The sequence below is a fragment of the Streptomyces shaanxiensis genome, from assembly GCF_039537145.1.
Lineage (GTDB): Bacteria > Actinomycetota > Actinomycetes > Streptomycetales > Streptomycetaceae > Streptomyces > Streptomyces shaanxiensis.
Genome location: NZ_BAAAZY010000011.1, coordinates 24,771 through 42,969 on the forward strand (window position 1 = coordinate 24,771; position 18,199 = coordinate 42,969).

Consider the following 18,199-nt stretch of genomic DNA (forward strand, 5'->3'; position numbering starts at 1 on the left):
GCACACCGCGCACCCCACCGCGCCTCCTCGGAGCCGGCACACCGCGTATCAGCGGGCCATGATGAGGCTCATCGCCTCATTGCGCGTCGCCGCGTCCCGCAGCTGACCGCGCACCGCCGACGTTATGGTCATCGCGCCGGGCTTGCGGATGCCGCGCATCGACATGCACATGTGCTCGCACTCGATGACGACGATCACGCCCCGCGGCTCCAGCATCTCCATCAGGGAGTCGGCGATCTGCGTAGTGAGACGTTCCTGCACCTGCGGCCGACGGGCGAAGACGTCCACCAGTCGGGCCAGCTTGGACAGCCCCGTGATCTTGCCGGAGGTGGCCGGAATGTATCCGACGTGAGCAACGCCCCGGAACGGAACCAGATGATGCTCACAGGTCGAGTACACCTCGATGTCCTTCACGAGCACCATCTCGTCATGCCCGATGTCGAACGTCGTGGTCAGCACGTCCTCGGGCTTCTGCCACAGCCCCGCGAAGATCTCCTTGTACGCCCGCGCCACCCGCGCCGGCGTCTCCCTGAGCCCCTCACGGTCCGGGTCCTCGCCGACCGCGATCAGCAGTTCGCGTACGGCGTTCTCGGCGCGCTTCTCGTCGAACTCACCGATGCTGCCCTCGCCGTCCAGCGTCACGGGGTCGGTCATGTGGTGCCTCGTTCCTGTGCGGGTGGCGCGTGTGGGTCACGCGTCTGAACTGCGGGCATACAAAAAATGCCGCGCCCCCCAGGCTAGAACCAGGGGGGCGCGGCATCCATTCCGGGCCCGGTGGGGTCACCGGGAGCCGGGGTGTCAGCTCTCCGGACGCTCCTCGGGGGCCGGCTCCGTCGCCGGGGCGGGCTCCGTGACCGTCGACTTGGCGGTGCTGATCGCCGGGGTCGCGCCGTTGGCGCCGTTCGTCAGTGCGAGCTCCTTCGGGGAGAGCACCGGCGGACGGGTGGACGGCGTGCGGCGGGAGGAACCGGTCCAGGCGGGCCGGGGCGGACGCTTGACGATCGGGGCGAAGATCTCGGCGATCTCCTCCTTGCCCAGCGTCTCCTTCTCCAGCAGCTGCAGCACGAGGTTGTCGAGGACGTCGCGGTTCTCGACCAGGATCTCCCAGGCCTCGTTGTGCGCGTTCTCGATGAGCTTCTTGACTTCCTCGTCCACCAGCGCGGCGACCTCTTCCGAGTAGTCGCGCTGGTGAGCCATCTCACGGCCGAGGAACGGCTCGGTGTTGTCGCCGCCGAACTTGATGGCGCCGAGACGCTCGGTCATGCCGTACTGCGTGACCATCGCGCGGGCCGTGGCCGTGGCCTTCTCGATGTCGTTCGCCGCACCCGTGGTCGGGTCGTGGAAGACGAGCTCCTCGGCCGCGCGGCCGCCCAGCATGTAGGCCAGCTGGTCCAGCATCTCGTTGCGGGTCGTGGAGTACTTGTCCTCGTCCGGCAGAACCATCGTGTAGCCGAGGGCTCGGCCTCTCGACAGGATCGTGATCTTGTGGACCGGGTCGGAGTTCGGGGAGGCCGCCGCGACCAGGGCGTGTCCGCCCTCGTGGTACGCGGTGATCTTCTTTTCCTTGTCCGACATGATCCGGGTCCGCTTCTGCGGGCCCGCCACGACGCGGTCGATGGCCTCGTCCAGCATGTGGTTGTCGATCAGCTTCTTGTCCGAGCGGGCGGTGAGCAGCGCGGCCTCGTTGAGGACGTTGCTCAGGTCCGCGCCGGTGAAGCCGGGGGTACGACGGGCGACCGCCGAGAGATCGACGTCCGGGGCGACCGGCTTGCCCTTCTGGTGGACCTTGAGGATCTCCAGACGGCCCTGCATGTCCGGGCGGTCGACCGCGATCTGGCGGTCGAAACGGCCGGGGCGCAGGAGAGCCGGGTCGAGGATGTCGGGTCGGTTCGTCGCGGCGATGAGGATCACGCCGCCCTTGACGTCGAAGCCGTCCATCTCGACGAGCAGCTGGTTCAGGGTCTGCTCGCGCTCGTCGTGACCGCCGCCGAGGCCGGCGCCGCGGTGGCGGCCGACCGCGTCGATCTCGTCGACGAAGACGATCGCCGGGGCGTTCGCCTTGGCCTGCTCGAACAGGTCACGGACTCGGGAGGCACCGACACCGACGAACATCTCGACGAAGTCGGAACCGGAGATCGAGTAGAAGGGCACGCCCGCCTCGCCCGCGACGGCGCGCGCGAGCAGGGTCTTGCCGGTGCCGGGCGGGCCGTACAGCAGGACGCCCTTGGGGATCTTGGCGCCGACGGCCTGGAACTTCGCCGGCTCCTGGAGGAACTCCTTGATCTCGTGGAGTTCCTCGACGGCCTCGTCCGAGCCGGCGACGTCCGAGAACGTCGTCTTCGGGGTGTCCTTGGTGATGAGTTTCGCCTTGGACTTGCCGAAGTTCATGACCCGGGAGCCGCCGCCCTGCATCTGATTCATCAGGAACAGGAAGACGACGACGATGAGGACGAAGGGCAGCAGGGAGAGCAGGATGCCGACGAACGGGTTCTGCTTGGACGGCGAGACCGTGTAGCCGTCGGGGATCTGCTTCTGCTGGTACTTGTTCTGCAGCGTGTTGGCGATGTCCACGCCTTGGTCGCCAATGTAGGACGCCTGGATCTTGGTGGCGCCCTCGACCTTTTCGCCGTCCTTGAGCTGGGCCTTGACGATCTGTTCGTCGCCGGTGGTCAGCTTGACCGACTCGACCTTGTTCTCATTGATCGCCTGAATGACCTGGCCGGTGTCCACCGTCTTGTAGCCGCCGGACGAGCCGACGACCTGCATCAACACGACCACGGCAAGGACGGCCAGCACGATCCACATGACCGGCCCACGGAAGTATCGCTTCACGTCCATCCATACGGAGCGGTGTCGCCCCGTCCCTCCTGCCATAGTGAGTTTGATAAGACAGTTCTTCTGACGGTACCCCAGCTTCGACGCCCGTAGCCGCACGGGCGGGCCGACAAGCCCGTCTGCATGCTCCAACGCCGCGAGGCCCGCCGGGGTTCCCGATCTTCGTACGAGGGTTGGGCCCTTCGGGTCCGGGTTCGCGGACCGCGGGGTCAGCCGCCGTAGACGTGGGGCGCGAGCGTACCGACGAACGGGAGGTTGCGGTACTTCTCGGCGTAGTCGAGGCCGTAGCCGACGACGAACTCGTTGGGGATGTCGAAGCCGACCCACTCGACGTCGATGGCGACCTTGGCGGCGTCCGGCTTGCGCAGCAGGGTGCACACCTTGAGCGACTCCGGCTCGCGGGAGCCGAGGTTGGACAGCAGCCACGACAGGGTCAGGCCGGAGTCGATGATGTCCTCGACGATGAGGACGTGCTTGCCCTTGATGTCGGTGTCGAGGTCCTTGAGGATCCGCACGACACCGGAGGACTGGGTGCCGGCGCCGTACGACGAGACGGCCATCCAGTCCATGGTGACGGGGGTGGACAGCGCCCGGGCGAGGTCGGCCATGACCATCACCGCGCCCTTGAGGACGCCGACGATGAGCAGGTCCTTGCCCTCGTACTCCGAGTCGATCTTCGCGGCCAGCTCGGCCAGCTTCGCGTCGATCTCTTCCTTGGTGATGAGCACCTCTTTGAGGTCCGTGCCCATGTCTTTCGCGTCCACCCGCATCACTTTCGGTCGTCCCACCGGCCGGTCCGGGCCGCTCTCACGCCCCCGGCGGGGGCCGGTGGGAGGGTCCGGTTTCAGCCTTGCCGAATCACCAGTCTGCCACCCTGGCGCTGAGCCACGACTTTGCCGGGGAGATTGATGGCCCCCTGGCCGCGCCAGCCGGTGATCAGGCGGTCGACTTCCTCGATGTGGCGGGCGAACAGAGCGCCGGCGGGCGCCCCGGCCTCGATGGCGGCGCGGCGCAGGATCCGGCGGCGTACGGCGGGCGGCAGCGCGTACAGCTTCGCGCACTCCAGGAGGCCGGCCGAGTCGCGTACGGCGGCCTCGGCCTGGCGGGCCCAGGCGTCGAGGGCGTCGGCGTCGTCGCGGGAGAGCTGGGCCGTGCGGGCGAGGGCTTCGACGACGCCTTTGCCGAGCGCCTTCTCCAGGGCGGGCAGGCCTTCCTGCCGCAGCCGCGACCTGGTGTACGCGGGATCGGAGTTGTGGGGGTCGTCCCAGACGGGGAGGGCCTGGACCATGCAGGCCTTGCGGGCGGTCTGGCGGTCGATGTGGAGAAAGGGGCGCCGGTAACGGCCGTCGGCCCCCGAGACCGCGGCCATTCCGGACAGGGAGCGGATGCCGGAGCCGCGGGCGAGGCCGAGCAGGACGGTTTCGGCCTGGTCGTCGCGGGTGTGGCCGAGCAGGACGGCGAGGGCGTCGTGGCGTGCGGCCGCGGCGTCGAGGGCGGCGTAGCGGGCGTCGCGGGCGGCGGCCTCGGGTCCGCCTTCGCGGCCGACGGTCACGGCGATGGACTCGACCGGGTCGAGGCCGAGTTCGCGCATGCGCAGGACGACTTCCTCGGCGCGCAGGTCGGAGCCGGGCTGCAGGCCGTGGTCGACGGTGATGCCGCCGGCGCGGATGCCGAGTTTGGGTGCCTCGAACGCGAGCGCGGAGGCGAGGGCCATGGAGTCGGCGCCGCCGGAGCACGCCACGAGCACGAGCGGGGAGGGGGATCGCTCGTACGAGGCGGTGTGCGGGGGCTGCTGCGCGCGTGTGCCGGGGGGGTCGTACGACGGCTCGCGCGCGGTGCCGTGGGCGGTGGCCGCGGAGATCGTGGGGTCGTGTACGACCGTGGCGAACGTGGTGGCGGACGTCACGGACAGCGCCGTCGGCGATGGCACGGGCGACGTCCCGTAGGAGGTCGCGCGCGGGCTGCCGGGCGCTGGTGCGTCGGATGTGCGGCTGTGTTCGTTGAGGATGTCGTGGAGGACGCGGCGGACCGCCAGGCGTATCGCCGCGACCGCAGGATGGGGACCCATGTCCGGTTCCCTTCATGAAGTTTTCGGGGGGTGAGCCCGAGCTCGGTCACTCAGAGTGTGTAGATGGTGACAGAACCGGGCCGTTCCCCGAGCATTGCACGCCTACCCATGGCTCACGGTCCCTCGGACGGGTGATTGGAGGGGCGTTCGACTGCCGTCGGCCGGATTCGGTGCACGACTGTCGTATGAGATACGCGACTCGGCGCGTGATTCACGACTCCGCCTTGCGGTGCACCCGCGCGATCCAATCCGCCGGTTTGGCGATCTCCGCCTTGGTGGGGAGGGTGTTCGGGGACGTCCAGACGCGGTTGAAGCCGTCCATGCCGACCTGGTCCACGACGGCTCGTACGAAGCGTTCGCCGTCGCGGTACTGCCGGAGTTTGGCATCCAGGCCCAGCAGTTTGCGCAGGGCGATGTCCAGCCGTGAGGCGCCCTTGGCGCGTCGCTGCTGGAACTTCTCGCGGATCTCGGCGACGCTCGGCACGACCTGGGGGCCGACGCCGTCCATCACGAAGTCGGCGTGGCCCTCCAGGAGGGACATCACCGCGGTGAGGCGGCCGAGGATCTCCCGCTGGGCCGGGGTCTGCACGAGTTCCACGAAGGAGCGTCCACCGTCGTCCTCCTCGGCCTCGGGCCGGCTGCCGGCCAGCGACTGGGCGGCCTCGCGGATGCGTTCGAGGACGGTCATGGGGTCGACGTCGGTCTCCCCCAAAAACGACTGGATTTCGCCCTCCAAGTGGTCCCGCAACCACGGGACCGCGCTGAACTGCGTGCGGTGCGTCTCCTCGTGCAGGCACACCCAGAGGCGGAAGTCGTGGGGGTGGACGTCGAGTTCGCGCTCCACGTGCACGATGTTCGGGGCGACGAGCAGCAGCCTTCCGCCGCCGTTCTCGCCCGCCGGGAGCTCGCGGGTGGCGGGGGCGAAGGTCTCGTACTGGCCGAGGACGCGGGAGGCCAGGAAGGACAGCAGCATCCCGAGTTCCACGCCGGTGACCTTGCCGCCGACGGCGCCGAGCATCGCCCCGCCGGGGCTGCCGCCGCGCCGCTCCTGCATCTTGCCGAGCAGGGGCTTGAGGATCTCGCGGAACCCGGCGACGTTCGCCCGCACCCAGCCGGGGCGGTCGACGACGAGGACGGGGGTGTCGTGGATGTCGTCCGTGCCCATACGAGTGAAGCCCCGGACGTGTTCCTCCGAGGCCTTGGCATGTCGGCGCAGCTCGGCGACGACGGCCCTGGCCTCGTCGCGGCTCACCTCGGGGCCCGGCCGTACGAGCCGGGTCGCGGTTGCCACCGCGAGATTCCAGTCGACCATCTCGGCACCACCGATGCTCGTCATGCGTCAACCGTACGTGAGCGTTCCCACTTGGGGCAGGCCGTGAGGGGTCGGCTCGATCGACGGTGACTTGTGCGGGGCCCGGCGCCGCAGGCCGTGTGCACCCGCCGCGCCCTCAGCCGCAGCCGCACGACGCCAACGCCGTAGCCGTTCTGTCCAGGGCCGACTGCGCCGCCCCGGGGTCCGTCGTGTTCGTTGCCAGGAAGGCGAAGGACAGCAGGCGGCCGTCCTGGTCGACCACCGTGCCGGCCAGGGTGTTCACGCCGGTCAGGGTGCCTGTCTTGGCTCGGACGATGCCTGCCGCGCCGTCCGTGTAGCGGCTGGTCAGGGTGCCGGTGAAGCCTGCTACGGGCAGGCCCGTGAGGGTGGGGCGGAGTTCCGGGTGGGCCGGGTCGGACGCCTTGGCCAGGAGGGCCGCGAGGAGGCCGGCGGTCAGTCGGTCGTCGCGGTTGAGGCCGCTGCCGTCCTTGAAGACGGCACCGTCCACGGGGAGTCCGAGCTTCTTCAGCCGGGCCCGGATCGCCTGGTCGGCGCCGTCGAAGTCGGCGCGCTCGCCGCTGGCCACGGCCGTCTGGCGGGCCAGGGCCTCGGCGATGTCGTTGTCGCTGTTGGTGAGCATGCGCTCGACCAGGGCGGAGAGCGGGGGCGAGGAGACCTCGGCGAGGGACTCGGCGCGGTTGGTCGCCTTGGACGGACCGGGCGAGGTGGTCTTGATGCCGTGGTCCGCGAGGAAGGACGCGAACTTGGCCGCCGCGTCCTTCGCGGGGTCGGGCACCCGGCGCACCGGGCCGCTCATGGAGTCGTCGGTGCGGGCCTCGTCGGCCATCAGGGCGGTGACCCGGGCGAGGTTGCCGTTCACCCCGATGGGGTGCAGGTCGGAGCCCGTGTAGAGGGTCGTGTCGTAGGAGAGGGTGACCTCGCGCAGGTCGTGCTTCTTCAGCGCCTCGGCCGTGTCGGCGGCCAGTTCGCGCAGGCTCGCCCAGCCGCCGGCGTCCTTGCGGGCGGTCAGCGTGGGGTCGCCGCCGCCGACCAGGACGAGTTCCTTGGTGTCGGGTTCCAGGGCGGTGCGGGTGGTGAGGCGGTGGTCGGGACCGAGCGCGGTGAGGGCGGCCGCGGCGGTGACGATCTTGGTGGTGGAGGCCGGGATGAGGGGCTCGGAGGCTCCTTCGCCGTAGAGGCGCTTGCCGGTGGCCACGTCGACGACGGCCGCGCTGCGGGTGCCGAGCTCCGGGGCGTCCAGGAGCGGGCCCAGGACGCCGGCGAGGGCCTTGCCGTTCGGGGCCGCCTTCACGCTGCTGGTGCCGCCGCCCAGGCCGGTGAGGACGGAGGCCGCGCTGGGGGCGGGAAGAGGTGCGTGGGCTGCCGTGTCGGAGGTGTCCGACGTATCGGCATTACGGCCGTGATCTGCGCCACCCGTACGCTCCTGGGCGGCCGCCCGGTCCCGCTCGGCCGTACGCTGACCGGTGGAGTCCCAGGGGCCGGCGGCGGTCACCACTCCGGCGGCCAGCGCCAGTCCGGCGGTGGCGGCGCCCGCGGTGTACTGCCAGGTCTTCGGCTTGCGTGTCCGCGCGGCCTGCGGTGAGACGGCTCGCGCGAGCCGTGCGAGCCGGGGTTTCGCGGCCGTCGCGGTGCGCTCGAGACGTGGGCGTACGGCCTCGGCGGCCCGAGCCAGACTCGGTCGTACGGCGCCCGCGAACCGCGTCACATGCGGTCTCGCGGCTCGCCAAGGCCTCAGCTCTGGCACGAACACCAGCCCCTTTCGCGATCACACACCTGCGTGAGGGACACTTAACCACCAGAACTATGTGCTGATCATGGAGGAGCCACCGGTGGAGTTCGACGTCACGATCGAGATCCCGAAGGGTTCGCGGAACAAGTACGAGGTGGACCACGAGACCGGTCGGATCCGCCTGGACCGTCGCCTCTTCACCTCGACCGCCTACCCGACCGACTACGGATTCGTCGAGAACACCCTCGGCGAGGACGGCGACCCGCTGGACGCGCTGGTCATTCTTGACGAGCCGACGTTCCCGGGCTGCCTCATCAAGTGCCGCGCGATCGGCATGTTCCGGATGACGGACGAGGCCGGGGGTGACGACAAGCTGCTGTGCGTGCCGGCGACGGACCCGCGCCAGGAGCACCTGCGTGACATCCACCACGTCTCCGAGTTCGACCGCCTGGAGATCCAGCACTTCTTCGAGGTCTACAAGGACCTGGAGCCCGGCAAGTCCGTCGAGGGCGCCGACTGGGTGGGCCGCACCGAGGCCGAGGCCGAGATCGAGCGGTCCTACAAGCGCTTCAAGGACCAGGGCGGCCACTGAGCCACCGGTGGCTCTCAGCCAAGTGAACGGGCTGTACGCGCGTGCGTGCAGCCCGTTCGCGTGTCTGTGCGCATACTGAGTGCGGCAGGAGGTGTCGTACAGGGAGTGCTACGCAGGTGACGGACGCGGAGGACCGCAAGCCGCAGTCGGACGAGGCGAGGATGGCTTTCACGCCGCCCGCCGGCGTCGAGGTGGTGGACAGTGAGTCGGAGACGACGTCCGAGTTCGCCCTCCCCCAGGGGCTGGGCGTACCGCAGGCGCCGGTCCAGGAGCCCGAGGGATCCGCGTTCAGCACGCCGCGCGGCTACAGCGTCGAGGACGCCCCGCCCGCGTTCACACCCGCCGGCGGCATACCGCGGATCAGCCTGACCAAGGACCTGCCCTGGCAGGACCGGATGCGGACGATGCTGCGCATGCCGGTCGCCGAGCGGCCCGCGCCGGAGCGGATGCCGAAGGCGGAGGAGGAGGGTCCGGCCGTCCCGCGCGTGCTCGACCTGACCCTGCGTATCGGCGAGCTGCTGCTGGCGGGCGGTGAGGGCGCGGAGGACGTCGAGGCGGCGATGTTCGCGGTCTGCCGGTCCTACGGCCTGGACCGCTGCGAGCCGAACGTCACCTTCACCCTGCTGTCGATCTCGTACCAGCCGTCGCTGGTGGACGACCCGGTGACGGCGTCGCGCACGGTACGGCGGCGCGGCACCGACTACACGCGCCTGGCCGCCGTGTACCAGCTCGTCGACGACCTCAGCGACCCGGAGAGCCACATCTCCCTGGAGGAGTCCTACAGGCGGCTCGCGGAGATCCGCCGCAACCGGCACCCGTACCCGACCTGGGTGCTGACCGGGGCGAGCGGGCTGCTCGCGGGTGCGGCCTCCGTGCTGGTCGGCGGTGACGTGATCGTCTTCATCGCGGCCATGCTGGGCGCGATGCTCGGCGACCGGCTGGCGTGGCTGTGCGCGGGGCGCGGGCTGCCGGAGTTCTACCAGTTCACGGTGGCCGCGATGCCGCCGGCCGCGATCGGGGTCGCGCTGACGCTGGCGCACGTCGACGTGAAGGCGTCCGCGGTCATCACCGGTGGGCTGTTCGCGCTGCTGCCCGGGCGGGCGCTGGTGGCGGGCGTGCAGGACGGGCTGACCGGCTTCTACATCACCGCGGCCGCGCGTCTGCTGGAGGTCATGTACTTCTTCGTCGGCATCGTCGTCGGTGTGCTGGTGATCCTGTACCTCGGCGTGAACCTGGGCGCCGGCCCCGACCCCGACGCGCTGCTGAACATCTCCGAGCGGCCGTACTGGCAGATCGGCGCGTCGATGCTGCTGTCGCTCACCTTCGCGGTGCTGCTCCAGCAGGAACGGTCCACCGTGCTCGCCGTGACCCTCAACGGCGGTGTCGCGTGGGTGGTGTACGGCGCACTGCACTACGCCGGTGAGCTGTCGCCGGTTGCCTCCACGGCTGTCGCGGCGGGGTTGGTGGGGTTGTTCGGGCAGCTGATGGCGCGGTACCGGTTCGCGTCGGCGTTGCCGTACACCACTGCGGCGATCGGGCCCCTGTTGCCAGGGTCGGCCACGTATTTCGGGCTGTTGTCGATCGCGCAGAACAAGGTGGATGCGGGGCTGGTTTCGCTGGCCACGGCGGCTTCTTTGGCCATGGCCATTGCGATCGGGGTGAACCTCGGGTCCGAGATCTCCCGGTTGTTCCTGCGGATCGGGTCGCCGGAGAAGCGGCGGGCCGCAAAGCGGACGCGAGGTTTCTGACGCGCCCACGCGGCGGAGCCGCACATCGATACAGCCCCGCGCCCCTCAGGGCCTTTCAGTACCCCTGGTTCGGCGGGTACTGCTGGTCCTGCTGGCCGCCGTAAGGCTGCTGCTGCCGGCCGTAGCCCTGCGGGTACTGCTGCGCGTACGGCTGCTGCTGTTGCGGCTGCTGGCCGTAGTGCTGCTGGTCATAGCCGTGCTGGTCGTAGCCGTGCTGCTGGTCGTAGCCGTACTGCTGCCCGCCCTGGTTGCCGTAGTGCTGCCGGCCGCCCTGCCCCTGGTCGCCGTACGGCTGCTGCTGGGGCTGGTCCTCGGACGGGATGCGGCGGAGCTGGGTCGTCGCGTCGTCGATCCCCATGTGCTGCTGCTGGGCGGGGGCCGGGGCCTGGGCCGCCTCGCGCTTCTTCTTGGCGCGCTCCCGCAGGTACTCGATGATGATCGGGACCACGGAGACGAAGACGATCAGGACGAGGATCGCCTCGACGTTCTTGTTGATGAAGTCGATCTGGCCGAGCCAGTAGCCCGCGAGGGTGACGCCGGTGCCCCAGGCGATGCCGCCGATGACGTTGTACGTGAAGAACGTGCGGTACTTCATACGGCCGGCGCCCGCCACGATGGGGGCGAAGGTGCGCACGATCGGCACGAAGCGGGCGAGGACGATCGCCTTCGGGCCGTACTTCTCCATGAACTCGTGGGCCTTGTCCAGGTTCTCCTGTTTGAAGAGCTTGGAGTTGGGGCGGTTGAAGAGCTTCGGGCCCAGGAACTTGCCGATCATGTAGCCGACCTGGTCGCCGATGACGGCGGCCAGGACGATGAGGGTGCAGACCAGCCACAGGGGCTGGGTGATGTACTGCCCCTGAGCCACGAAGAGGCCCGCCGTGAAGAGCAGCGAATCGCCGGGCAGGAACGCGAAGAGGCCGGACTCGGCGAAGACGATCAGCAGGATGCCGGGGAGACTGAAGGTCTCGATCAGGTAGTTCGGATCGAGCCACTCGGGGCCGAGCGCAAGCGTGGTCACGGGATTGTGGCTCCTGCGGGGGAAGGGGCGGGCGGGTCGTGCTGACTGCTCAAATTATCAACGCTGCACTGGACGCCCAGGTTCCATGGACCCGTTCAGGATGCACTGTGCCTCCGCTGGGACAAAGCTGTGAGTCATGGGCATCGAAGAGTACGGCGGCGGGCAGGGACCCCAGCCCGACGTTCTGGTAGTGACCACGAACGACATCCCCGGCTACCGGGTCACCGAGGTCATCGGCGAGGTCTTCGGACTGACCGTGCGTTCCCGGCACGTCGGCAGCCAGATCGGCGCCGGGCTGAAGTCGCTGGTCGGCGGTGAGCTCAAAGGGCTCACCAAGACGCTCGTGGAGACCCGCAACCAGGCCATGGAGCGGCTCGTCGAGCAGGCACGCGCGCGTGGCGCGAACGGCGTGCTGGCGTTCCGCTTCGACGTGACCGAGGCGGCCGACGTGGGCACCGAGGTGTGCGCCTACGGGACCGCGGTGGTCCTGGCCCGGGAGTGACCCGTACGGGTCCCGGGCCAGGAGCCTAGGAGGAGTGCCGGGCGGCGTTGGCGAGGATCGCGTCCCTCATGTAGACGGCGAGGCCCGGCTTGGCCTGGTCGATGTTCTGGGTGAACCGCTCGTCGGAGACGTACATCTCGCCGAGGCAGGCATGCATCTCGTGCCCGCAGTCGTAGTGGTTGCGGGCGATCCCCTGGCGGTGCTCCTCGGCGGCGTCCATGGCCGCCTCGGAGTCGGCCGGCTCACCGGCCTCCATGAGCGCGACGAAGCGGCGGCCGAGTTCCTCGGCCTCGCGCTGGATCCGCTGCCAGTCCTCCTTGGTGTACGAGGCGGCGCGCTGCTGTGACTGCCGATAGGCGTCGGTGTTGCCCCACCGTTCCTGCACCTCCTCCTCGTACTGGTCCGGGTCGAAGTCCCCGAACACCTCGAACTTCTCCTCCGGCGTGAGATTGATGCCCATCTTGCGTGCCTCCATGGCGTGCTCCACGGCCGCCGCCATCTTCTGCAGCTTCTCGATCCGGGCGGTCAGCAGTTCGTGCTGCCGGCGCAGGTGTTCGCGCGGGTCCGCTTCCGGGTCGTCGAGCAGGGCGGCGACCTCCTCCAGAGGGAAGCCGAGCTCGCGGTAGAACAGGATCTGCTGCAGCCGGTCGAGGTCGGCGTCGCTGTAGCGCCGGTGACCCGCGTGGCTGCGCTCGCTGGGCACGAGCAGGCCGATGTCGTCGTAGTGGTGCAGGGTGCGCACCGTCACCGCGGCGAAGCCGGCGACCTGTCCCACGAAGTAGCTCACTTCCGCTCCCTTCTCGGTACGCACCCCACCATGGGTCCTCACGCGACGTGAGGTGCAAGCCCGGCCGCGCGGACCTACCGTCGTAGGCATGCCACTGCATCGTGGGGACAGCGAAGCACCTGACGACAAGGGCGCCGGGCGCAGGCTCGCCGTCAACCCGTTCTACGGCGAGACGAATCCGGCCGGCGGCATGACCCAGGCCCCGCCCAGGCACCGGCTGCCCGAGACTCCCCTGCCCCCGTCGACGGCCTACCAGCTGGTCCATGACGAGCTGATGCTGGACGGCAACTCCCGGCTCAACCTGGCCACCTTCGTCACCACCTGGATGGAGCCGCAGGCCGGGGTGCTGATGGGCGAGTGCCGGGACAAGAACATGATCGACAAGGACGAGTACCCGCGCACCGCCGAGCTGGAGAAGCGGTGTGTGGCGATGCTCGCCGACCTGTGGAACGCGCCCGACCCCTCGACGGCCGTGGGCTGCTCCACCACCGGGTCCAGCGAGGCGTGCATGCTCGCCGGAATGGCGCTCAAGCGGCGCTGGGCGCGGCGCAACGCCGACCGGTACCCCGGCGCGCGCCCCAATCTCGTGATGGGCGTCAACGTCCAGGTCTGCTGGGACAAGTTCTGCAACTTCTGGGAGGTGGAGCCCCGCCTGGTCCCGATGGAGGGAGAGCGGTTCCATCTCGATCCGCAGGCGGCGGCCGAGCTGTGCGACGAGAACACCGTGGGGGTCGTCGGGATCCTCGGCTCCACCTTCGACGGTTCGTACGAGCCGATCGCGGAGCTGTGCGCGGCCCTCGACGCCCTCCAGGAACGGACCGGGCTGGACGTCCCGGTGCATGTCGACGGCGCGTCCGGCGCCATGGTCGCGCCCTTCCTCGACGAGGACCTGATCTGGGACTTCCGGCTGCCGAGGGTCGCCTCGATCAACACCTCGGGGCACAAGTACGGGCTGGTCTACCCCGGGGTCGGCTGGGCACTGTGGCGGGACCGGGAGTCGCTGCCCGAGGAGCTCGTGTTCCGCGTCAACTACCTGGGCGGTGACATGCCCACCTTCGCGCTGAACTTCTCCCGGCCGGGCGCGCAGGTCGTGGCGCAGTACTACTCGTTCCTGCGGCTGGGCCGCGAGGGGTACCGGGCCGTGCAGCAGGCCTCGCGGGACGTGGCCGGGAAGGTCGCCGGGGCCGTCGAGGAACTCGGCGACTTCCGGCTGCTGACCCGGGGCGACCAGCTGCCCGTCTTCGCCTTCACCACGGCCCCGGACGTGCGGGCGTACGACGTCTTCGACGTCTCGCGGCGGCTGCGCGAGAAGGGCTGGCTGGTCCCGGCGTACACCTTCCCGCCGAACCGCGAGGACCTGTCCGTCCTGCGGGTCGTCTGCCGCAACGGCTTCTCCGAGGACCTCGCCGAGCTGTTCGTCGAGGACCTCGGCCGGGTCCTGCCGGAGCTGCGCCGGCAGCCGCACCCCCTGACGCGGGACAAGGGGGCGGCCACCGGCTTCCACCACTAGGGCCTGTCCTGGGTGTCCTGGATGCCGCTGGTGATTGTCAGCGGCTCAGCCGTGCGAACCGCCGTACCGCGAGCGGGAAGAACACCGCCAGGAGCGCCAGCGGCCATACGATCGCCGGTCCCACGTGCTCCGTGCCCGTGCCGCCGAACAGGTCGCGCGCCGCCGTCGCCGTATGGGACATCGGGTTCCACTCGACGACCTTGCCGAGCCAGCCGGGCATCGCCCCCGGGAGGGCGAGCGCGTTGGACAGGAAGCCGATCGGCCAGACCAGGATCTGCACGGCCTGCACCAGTTCCGGCTTACCGGCCACCAGGGCCAGGTGGATGCCGATCCACAGCATGGCGAAGCGGAAGAGCAGGAGGAGGCCCAAGGCGCCCAGGAAGGCCCCCGGGCCGCCGTCCGCACGCCAGCCCAGCGCGTACCCGACCCCCATGAGGACGGACAGGGCCAGCGCCGACTGGAGCATGTCGGCGACCGAACGGCCCACCAGCACCGCGCCGTTGGCCATCGGCATGGACCGGAAGCGGTCGATCACACCCTTGTTGAGGTCCTGGGTGACCGCGATCATCGTGCCCTCGAGCCCGAACGCCATGGTGAGCGCGAGCATGCCGGGCAGGAGGTAGTCGATGTAGGAGCCCTGGACGCCCCGGCCGCCGCCGATGAGGTAGCCGAACATCAGCAGCAGCATCACCGGGAAGATCAGGTTGACCACGACCTGCACGGGCTGCCGCGCCCAGTGGGCGAGTTCGCGGCGGGTCATGGTCCAGGAGTCGGTCAGGGCGTAGGTGTTCGTGCTCACGCGGCCTCCTTCACTCGGCTGTCGTCCCCGGTGAGATGCAGGAACACCTCGTCCAGCGTCGGGCGGCGCAGCGCGACGTCCTCGGCCTCGATTCCGGCCTCCTCCAGGGCGCGTACGACGCCGGAGAGCGCCGCCATCCGGTCGGTGACCGGGGCGCTGAGCAGGCGGCGGTCGGGGTCGACGGAGATGTCGTCCTTCGATATCGGCAACAGGGCCACCGCCGCGCCCAGTTGGCCGGCGTCGCGCAGGACGACGTCGATGCGGTCGCCGCCGGTCAGCGCCTTCAGTTCGTCGGCCGTGCCGTCCGCGATGACGCGGCCGGCGTCGACGACCGAGATGCGGTCGGCGAGCTGGTCGGCCTCCTCCAGGTACTGGGTGGTGAGCAGGACCGTGGTGCCGCCGCCGACCAGGGAGCGGACGGCGGACCAGACCTCGGCGCGGCCGCGCGGGTCGAGGCCGGTGGTGGGTTCGTCCAGGAAGAGCACCTCCGGGTCGGTGATGAGTGAGGCCGCCAGGTCCAGTCGTCGGCGCATGCCACCGCTGTACTGCTTGACCGGCTTGCGGCCGGTGTCGGCGAGGCCGAAGCGCTCCAGGAGCTCGCCGGCCCGCACGCGCGCGTGGCGGGCACCCAGGTGGTAGAGGCGGCCGAACATCTCCAGGTTCTGCTGTCCGCCCAACTCCTCGTCCAGGGCCGCGTGCTGGCCGAGGAGGCCGATCCGCAGACGTACCTCGTACGCCTGCCGGACCACGTCGTGCCCGGCCACCTCGACGCGGCCGCCGTCCGGCCGCAGCAGGGTGGACAGGATCCGGACCAGGGTCGTCTTGCCCGCGCCGTTCGGGCCGAGCACTCCGTGCACGGTGCCGCGGGTCACCTGCAGGTCGAGCCCCTCCAGGGCGTGCTTGGTGCCATAGGTCTTGCGTGCGTCCTCGACGATGATCGCCGTGTCGGCCACGTGCCGCTCCCTCGCTAGTCAAACTTGACTACAAGCTCGAAGCTAATACCCGGGCCTCCACTTAGTCAAACTTGATTAGCGGTCGTCCTCCGGGTGCCGGTCCCCCGTCGCGTACGGGTTCTCCTGGTCCTCGGCGAGGACCGCGACGAACGGGTCGCCCTCACCGGAGAAGGTGTAGGCGCCGCCCCGGATGCGTTCGATGAGGCCGCGGGTCCACTCGGCGCCGGTGTCGGCGGAGTGGACCCAGAAGTTCATGATCTCGCCGATGTGGCCGAGCTGCCCCGGGCCCTCCTCGGGTGTGTAGTACTCGGTGACGGCCTTACGCCACCCCTCGATACTGCGCACCCGCTCCTCGAGGAGGGCGAGGACCTCCTCGCGGTCCAGGTCGACCATGAAGCCGAGCGCGGCGGTCAGGACGTCCGGCCGCTGGTCGTAGCTGGTGAGGTACTGCCGGACCAGCCCGAGATATTCCTCGGTGCCCTTCTCGGTGATCTCGTACTCCGTACGCGGCGGACCGCCTGCCGTGGACGGCGCGATCTCGTGGGCGTGCAGCAGCCCCTGCTTGGCCATCTGCTTCAGGGCGTGATAGATCGAGCCGGGCTTGGCGTTGGACCACTCGTGCGCGCCCCAGTACTCCAGGTCGTTGCGCACCTGGTACCCATGGGCCCGCCCGTGCTGCCGGACCGCGCCGAGCACGAGGAGACGGATCGCTGACATGCGGTCCAGATTAGGACGGCGCCGCGCCGGGGCCGGGATCAGCCCCGGGTAGCGGCCCGTGGTCGGCTCAGAACGGGAAGCCGCTGCGCCCGTGCTGTACCGAGATCCACTTCGTCGTCGTGAACGCGTCCAGCATCGTCTCGCCGTTCAGGCGGCCGAGGCCGGAGTGCTTCTCGCCGCCGAAGGGGACGATCGGCTCGTCGTGGACCGTGCCGTCGTTGACGTGAAACATGCCGGTGTCGATCTGCTTGGCGAAGGCGACGCCCCGCTCGATGTTCCCGGTGTGGACGGCACCGCTCAGGCCGTACGGGGTGTCGTTGACAAGGCGTACGGCGTCCTCCTCGCCGTCGAAGGGGACGAGGAAGGCGACCGGGCCGAAGACCTCCTGCTTCAGCAGGGGCGAGTCGGCCGGCAGGTCCGTGAGGACGGAGGGCCGCACCAGGTTGTCCGTCGTCGTGCCGTGCACCAGGGCTGTCGCGCCGTCGGCGATCGCCTGCTCGACGGTGGCCGAGATCGCGTCCGCCTGGGAGGAGTTGATGACCGGGCCGATGACGGTCTCGGGGTCGCGCGGATCGCCGGCCTTGAGGGTCTTCACCTTGGCGACGAACTTCTCGGTGAACTCCTCGGCGACCGAGCGGTCCACGAGGACGCGGTTCGCGGCCATGCAGACCTGGCCCTGGTGGACGTACCGGCTGAAGACCGCCGCGTCGACCGCGTAGTCGACGTCGGCGTCGTCGAGGACCACCAGCGCGCTGTTGCCGCCGAGTTCGAGGACCGAGCGCTTGAAGTGCGAGGCGCAGACGGTGGCGACGTGGCGGCCGACCTTGTCGGAGCCGGTGAAGGAGATGACCTTCGGGACCGGGTGCTCGATGAAGGCGTCGCCGATCTCCGCGATGTCCGTGATGACGACGTTCAGCAGGCCGGCCGGGAGCCCCGCGTCCTCGAAGATCTTCGCCACCAGGGAGCCGCCGCAGATCGGGGTGTTCTGGTGCGGCTTGAGGACCACGGCGTTGCCGAGCGCGAGGGCCGGGGCGACCGACTTGAGGGAGAGGAGGAAGGGGAAGTTGAAGGGGCTGATGACGCCCACGACACCGACCGGGACGCGGTAGACGCGGTTCTCCTTGCCGTCCACCGGAGAGGGGACGATCTTTCCCTCGGGGCGCAGGGCCAGGTGGATCGCCTCGCGCAGGAACTCCTTGGCGAGGTGGAGTTCGAAGCCCGCCTTCAGCCGGGTGCCGCCGAGCTCGGCGGTGATCACCTCGGCGATCTCCTGCTCACGGTCCTCGATCAGACGCAGCGCCTTCTCGAAGACGGAGCGGCGGGCGTACGGATTGGTCGCGGCCCACTGCTTCTGGGCGCGGGCCGCCGCCTCGTAGGCCTGATCCACCTCGTCGACCGTGGCTATGGTGATGGACGCCAGCTTCTCGCCGTCGTACGGGTTGAAGTCGATGATGTCCCAGGAGCCGGTACCCGGGCGCCACTCACCGTCGATGTACTGCTGAGCCAGGTCGGTGAAGTACGACGACATGTGATCCCTCAATCCGTAGCAGACGCCCGATCGACTTGATCCGATCGACTTGACCGTCATTCACGATCGCCCACCATGAT

16 protein-coding genes are annotated in these 18,199 nt (G+C 69.7%); 4 read left to right on the top strand and 12 right to left on the bottom strand.

All coding sequences use genetic code 11. The features are described 5' to 3' along the window. Nucleotides 1-48: 48 nt before the first annotated feature. From folE to dacB, 6 genes are all read right to left on the bottom strand, one after another. Nucleotides 49-654 (bottom strand): GTP cyclohydrolase I FolE, encoded by a 606-nt coding sequence (gene folE / locus ABD932_RS19745; RefSeq protein ID WP_345014544.1) that lies wholly within the window; start codon nt 652-654, stop codon nt 49-51. Between the two features lie 144 nt (nt 655-798). Then, a complete protein-coding gene (gene ftsH, locus ABD932_RS19750; protein ID WP_126394005.1) occupies nt 799-2,838 on the bottom strand; it encodes an ATP-dependent zinc metalloprotease FtsH in 2,040 nt (679 codons plus the stop codon). A 206-nt stretch (nt 2,839-3,044) separates the two neighbouring features. After that, complete coding sequence (gene hpt, locus ABD932_RS19755; protein WP_345015385.1) at nt 3,045-3,605, bottom strand: hypoxanthine phosphoribosyltransferase; 561 nt, start codon at nt 3,603-3,605, stop codon at nt 3,045-3,047. 74 nt (nt 3,606-3,679) lie between these two features. Next, entirely contained in the window at nt 3,680-4,903 is a 1,224-nt protein-coding gene (tilS, locus tag ABD932_RS19760) for a tRNA lysidine(34) synthetase TilS (RefSeq protein WP_345014547.1), read from the bottom strand. Nucleotides 4,904-5,114: 211 nt separating this feature from the next. Then, nucleotides 5,115-6,239 carry a zinc-dependent metalloprotease gene (locus tag ABD932_RS19765; RefSeq protein ID WP_345014549.1) on the bottom strand — a complete coding sequence of 375 codons (1,125 nt, stop codon included), beginning with the start codon at nt 6,237-6,239 and terminating at the stop codon, nt 5,115-5,117. A gap of 112 nt (nt 6,240-6,351) precedes the next feature. Further along, on the bottom strand, nt 6,352-7,986 hold the full coding sequence (gene dacB, locus ABD932_RS19770; protein WP_345014552.1) for a D-alanyl-D-alanine carboxypeptidase/D-alanyl-D-alanine endopeptidase: 1,635 nt from the start codon (nt 7,984-7,986) through the stop codon (nt 6,352-6,354). 79 nt (nt 7,987-8,065) lie between these two features. Here dacB and ABD932_RS19775 point away from each other — a divergent pair, with 79 nt between their 5' ends. Both ABD932_RS19775 and ABD932_RS19780 read left to right on the top strand, forming a co-directional pair. After that, on the top strand, nt 8,066-8,557 hold the full coding sequence (locus ABD932_RS19775; RefSeq protein WP_015658794.1) for an inorganic diphosphatase: 492 nt from the start codon (nt 8,066-8,068) through the stop codon (nt 8,555-8,557). A gap of 116 nt (nt 8,558-8,673) precedes the next feature. Next, the gene (locus tag ABD932_RS19780; protein ID WP_345014557.1) at nt 8,674-10,305 is read left to right on the top strand and encodes a threonine/serine exporter family protein; all 1,632 of its coding nucleotides are present in this window, start codon (nt 8,674-8,676) and stop codon (nt 10,303-10,305) included. A gap of 55 nt (nt 10,306-10,360) precedes the next feature. Here ABD932_RS19780 and ABD932_RS19785 read toward each other — a convergent pair whose 3' ends face one another. Next, a complete protein-coding gene (locus tag ABD932_RS19785; RefSeq protein ID WP_345014560.1) occupies nt 10,361-11,323 on the bottom strand; it encodes a DedA family protein in 963 nt (320 codons plus the stop codon). A gap of 136 nt (nt 11,324-11,459) precedes the next feature. Here ABD932_RS19785 and ABD932_RS19790 point away from each other — a divergent pair, with 136 nt between their 5' ends. Then, a complete protein-coding gene (locus ABD932_RS19790; protein WP_345014563.1) occupies nt 11,460-11,825 on the top strand; it encodes a YbjQ family protein in 366 nt (121 codons plus the stop codon). A gap of 25 nt (nt 11,826-11,850) precedes the next feature. On the opposite strand, the gene ABD932_RS19795 is transcribed toward ABD932_RS19790, so the two are convergent. Next, complete coding sequence (locus ABD932_RS19795; RefSeq protein ID WP_345014566.1) at nt 11,851-12,612, bottom strand: MerR family transcriptional regulator; 762 nt, start codon at nt 12,610-12,612, stop codon at nt 11,851-11,853. An 88-nt stretch (nt 12,613-12,700) separates the two neighbouring features. Between ABD932_RS19795 and gad the strand changes: the two genes are divergently transcribed. Next, entirely contained in the window at nt 12,701-14,122 is a 1,422-nt protein-coding gene (gene gad / locus ABD932_RS19800) for a glutamate decarboxylase (protein WP_345014568.1), read from the top strand. A 37-nt stretch (nt 14,123-14,159) separates the two neighbouring features. On the opposite strand, the gene ABD932_RS19805 is transcribed toward gad, so the two are convergent. The 4 genes from ABD932_RS19805 to ABD932_RS19820 all read right to left on the bottom strand — a co-directional run bounded on the left by ABD932_RS19805 (nt 14,160) and on the right by ABD932_RS19820 (nt 18,119). Next, on the bottom strand, nt 14,160-14,882 hold the full coding sequence (locus tag ABD932_RS19805; protein WP_345015386.1) for an ABC transporter permease: 723 nt from the start codon (nt 14,880-14,882) through the stop codon (nt 14,160-14,162). A 35-nt stretch (nt 14,883-14,917) separates the two neighbouring features. Continuing rightward, a complete protein-coding gene (locus tag ABD932_RS19810; RefSeq protein ID WP_345014571.1) occupies nt 14,918-15,874 on the bottom strand; it encodes an ATP-binding cassette domain-containing protein in 957 nt (318 codons plus the stop codon). 75 nt (nt 15,875-15,949) lie between these two features. Continuing rightward, nucleotides 15,950-16,591 (bottom strand): PadR family transcriptional regulator, encoded by a 642-nt coding sequence (locus tag ABD932_RS19815; protein ID WP_345014574.1) that lies wholly within the window; start codon nt 16,589-16,591, stop codon nt 15,950-15,952. Between the two features lie 67 nt (nt 16,592-16,658). Next, nucleotides 16,659-18,119, bottom strand: a complete 1,461-nt coding sequence (locus ABD932_RS19820; protein ID WP_345014577.1) for an aldehyde dehydrogenase family protein — start codon at nt 18,117-18,119, stop codon at nt 16,659-16,661. Between the last annotated feature and the right edge of the window lie 80 nt (nt 18,120-18,199).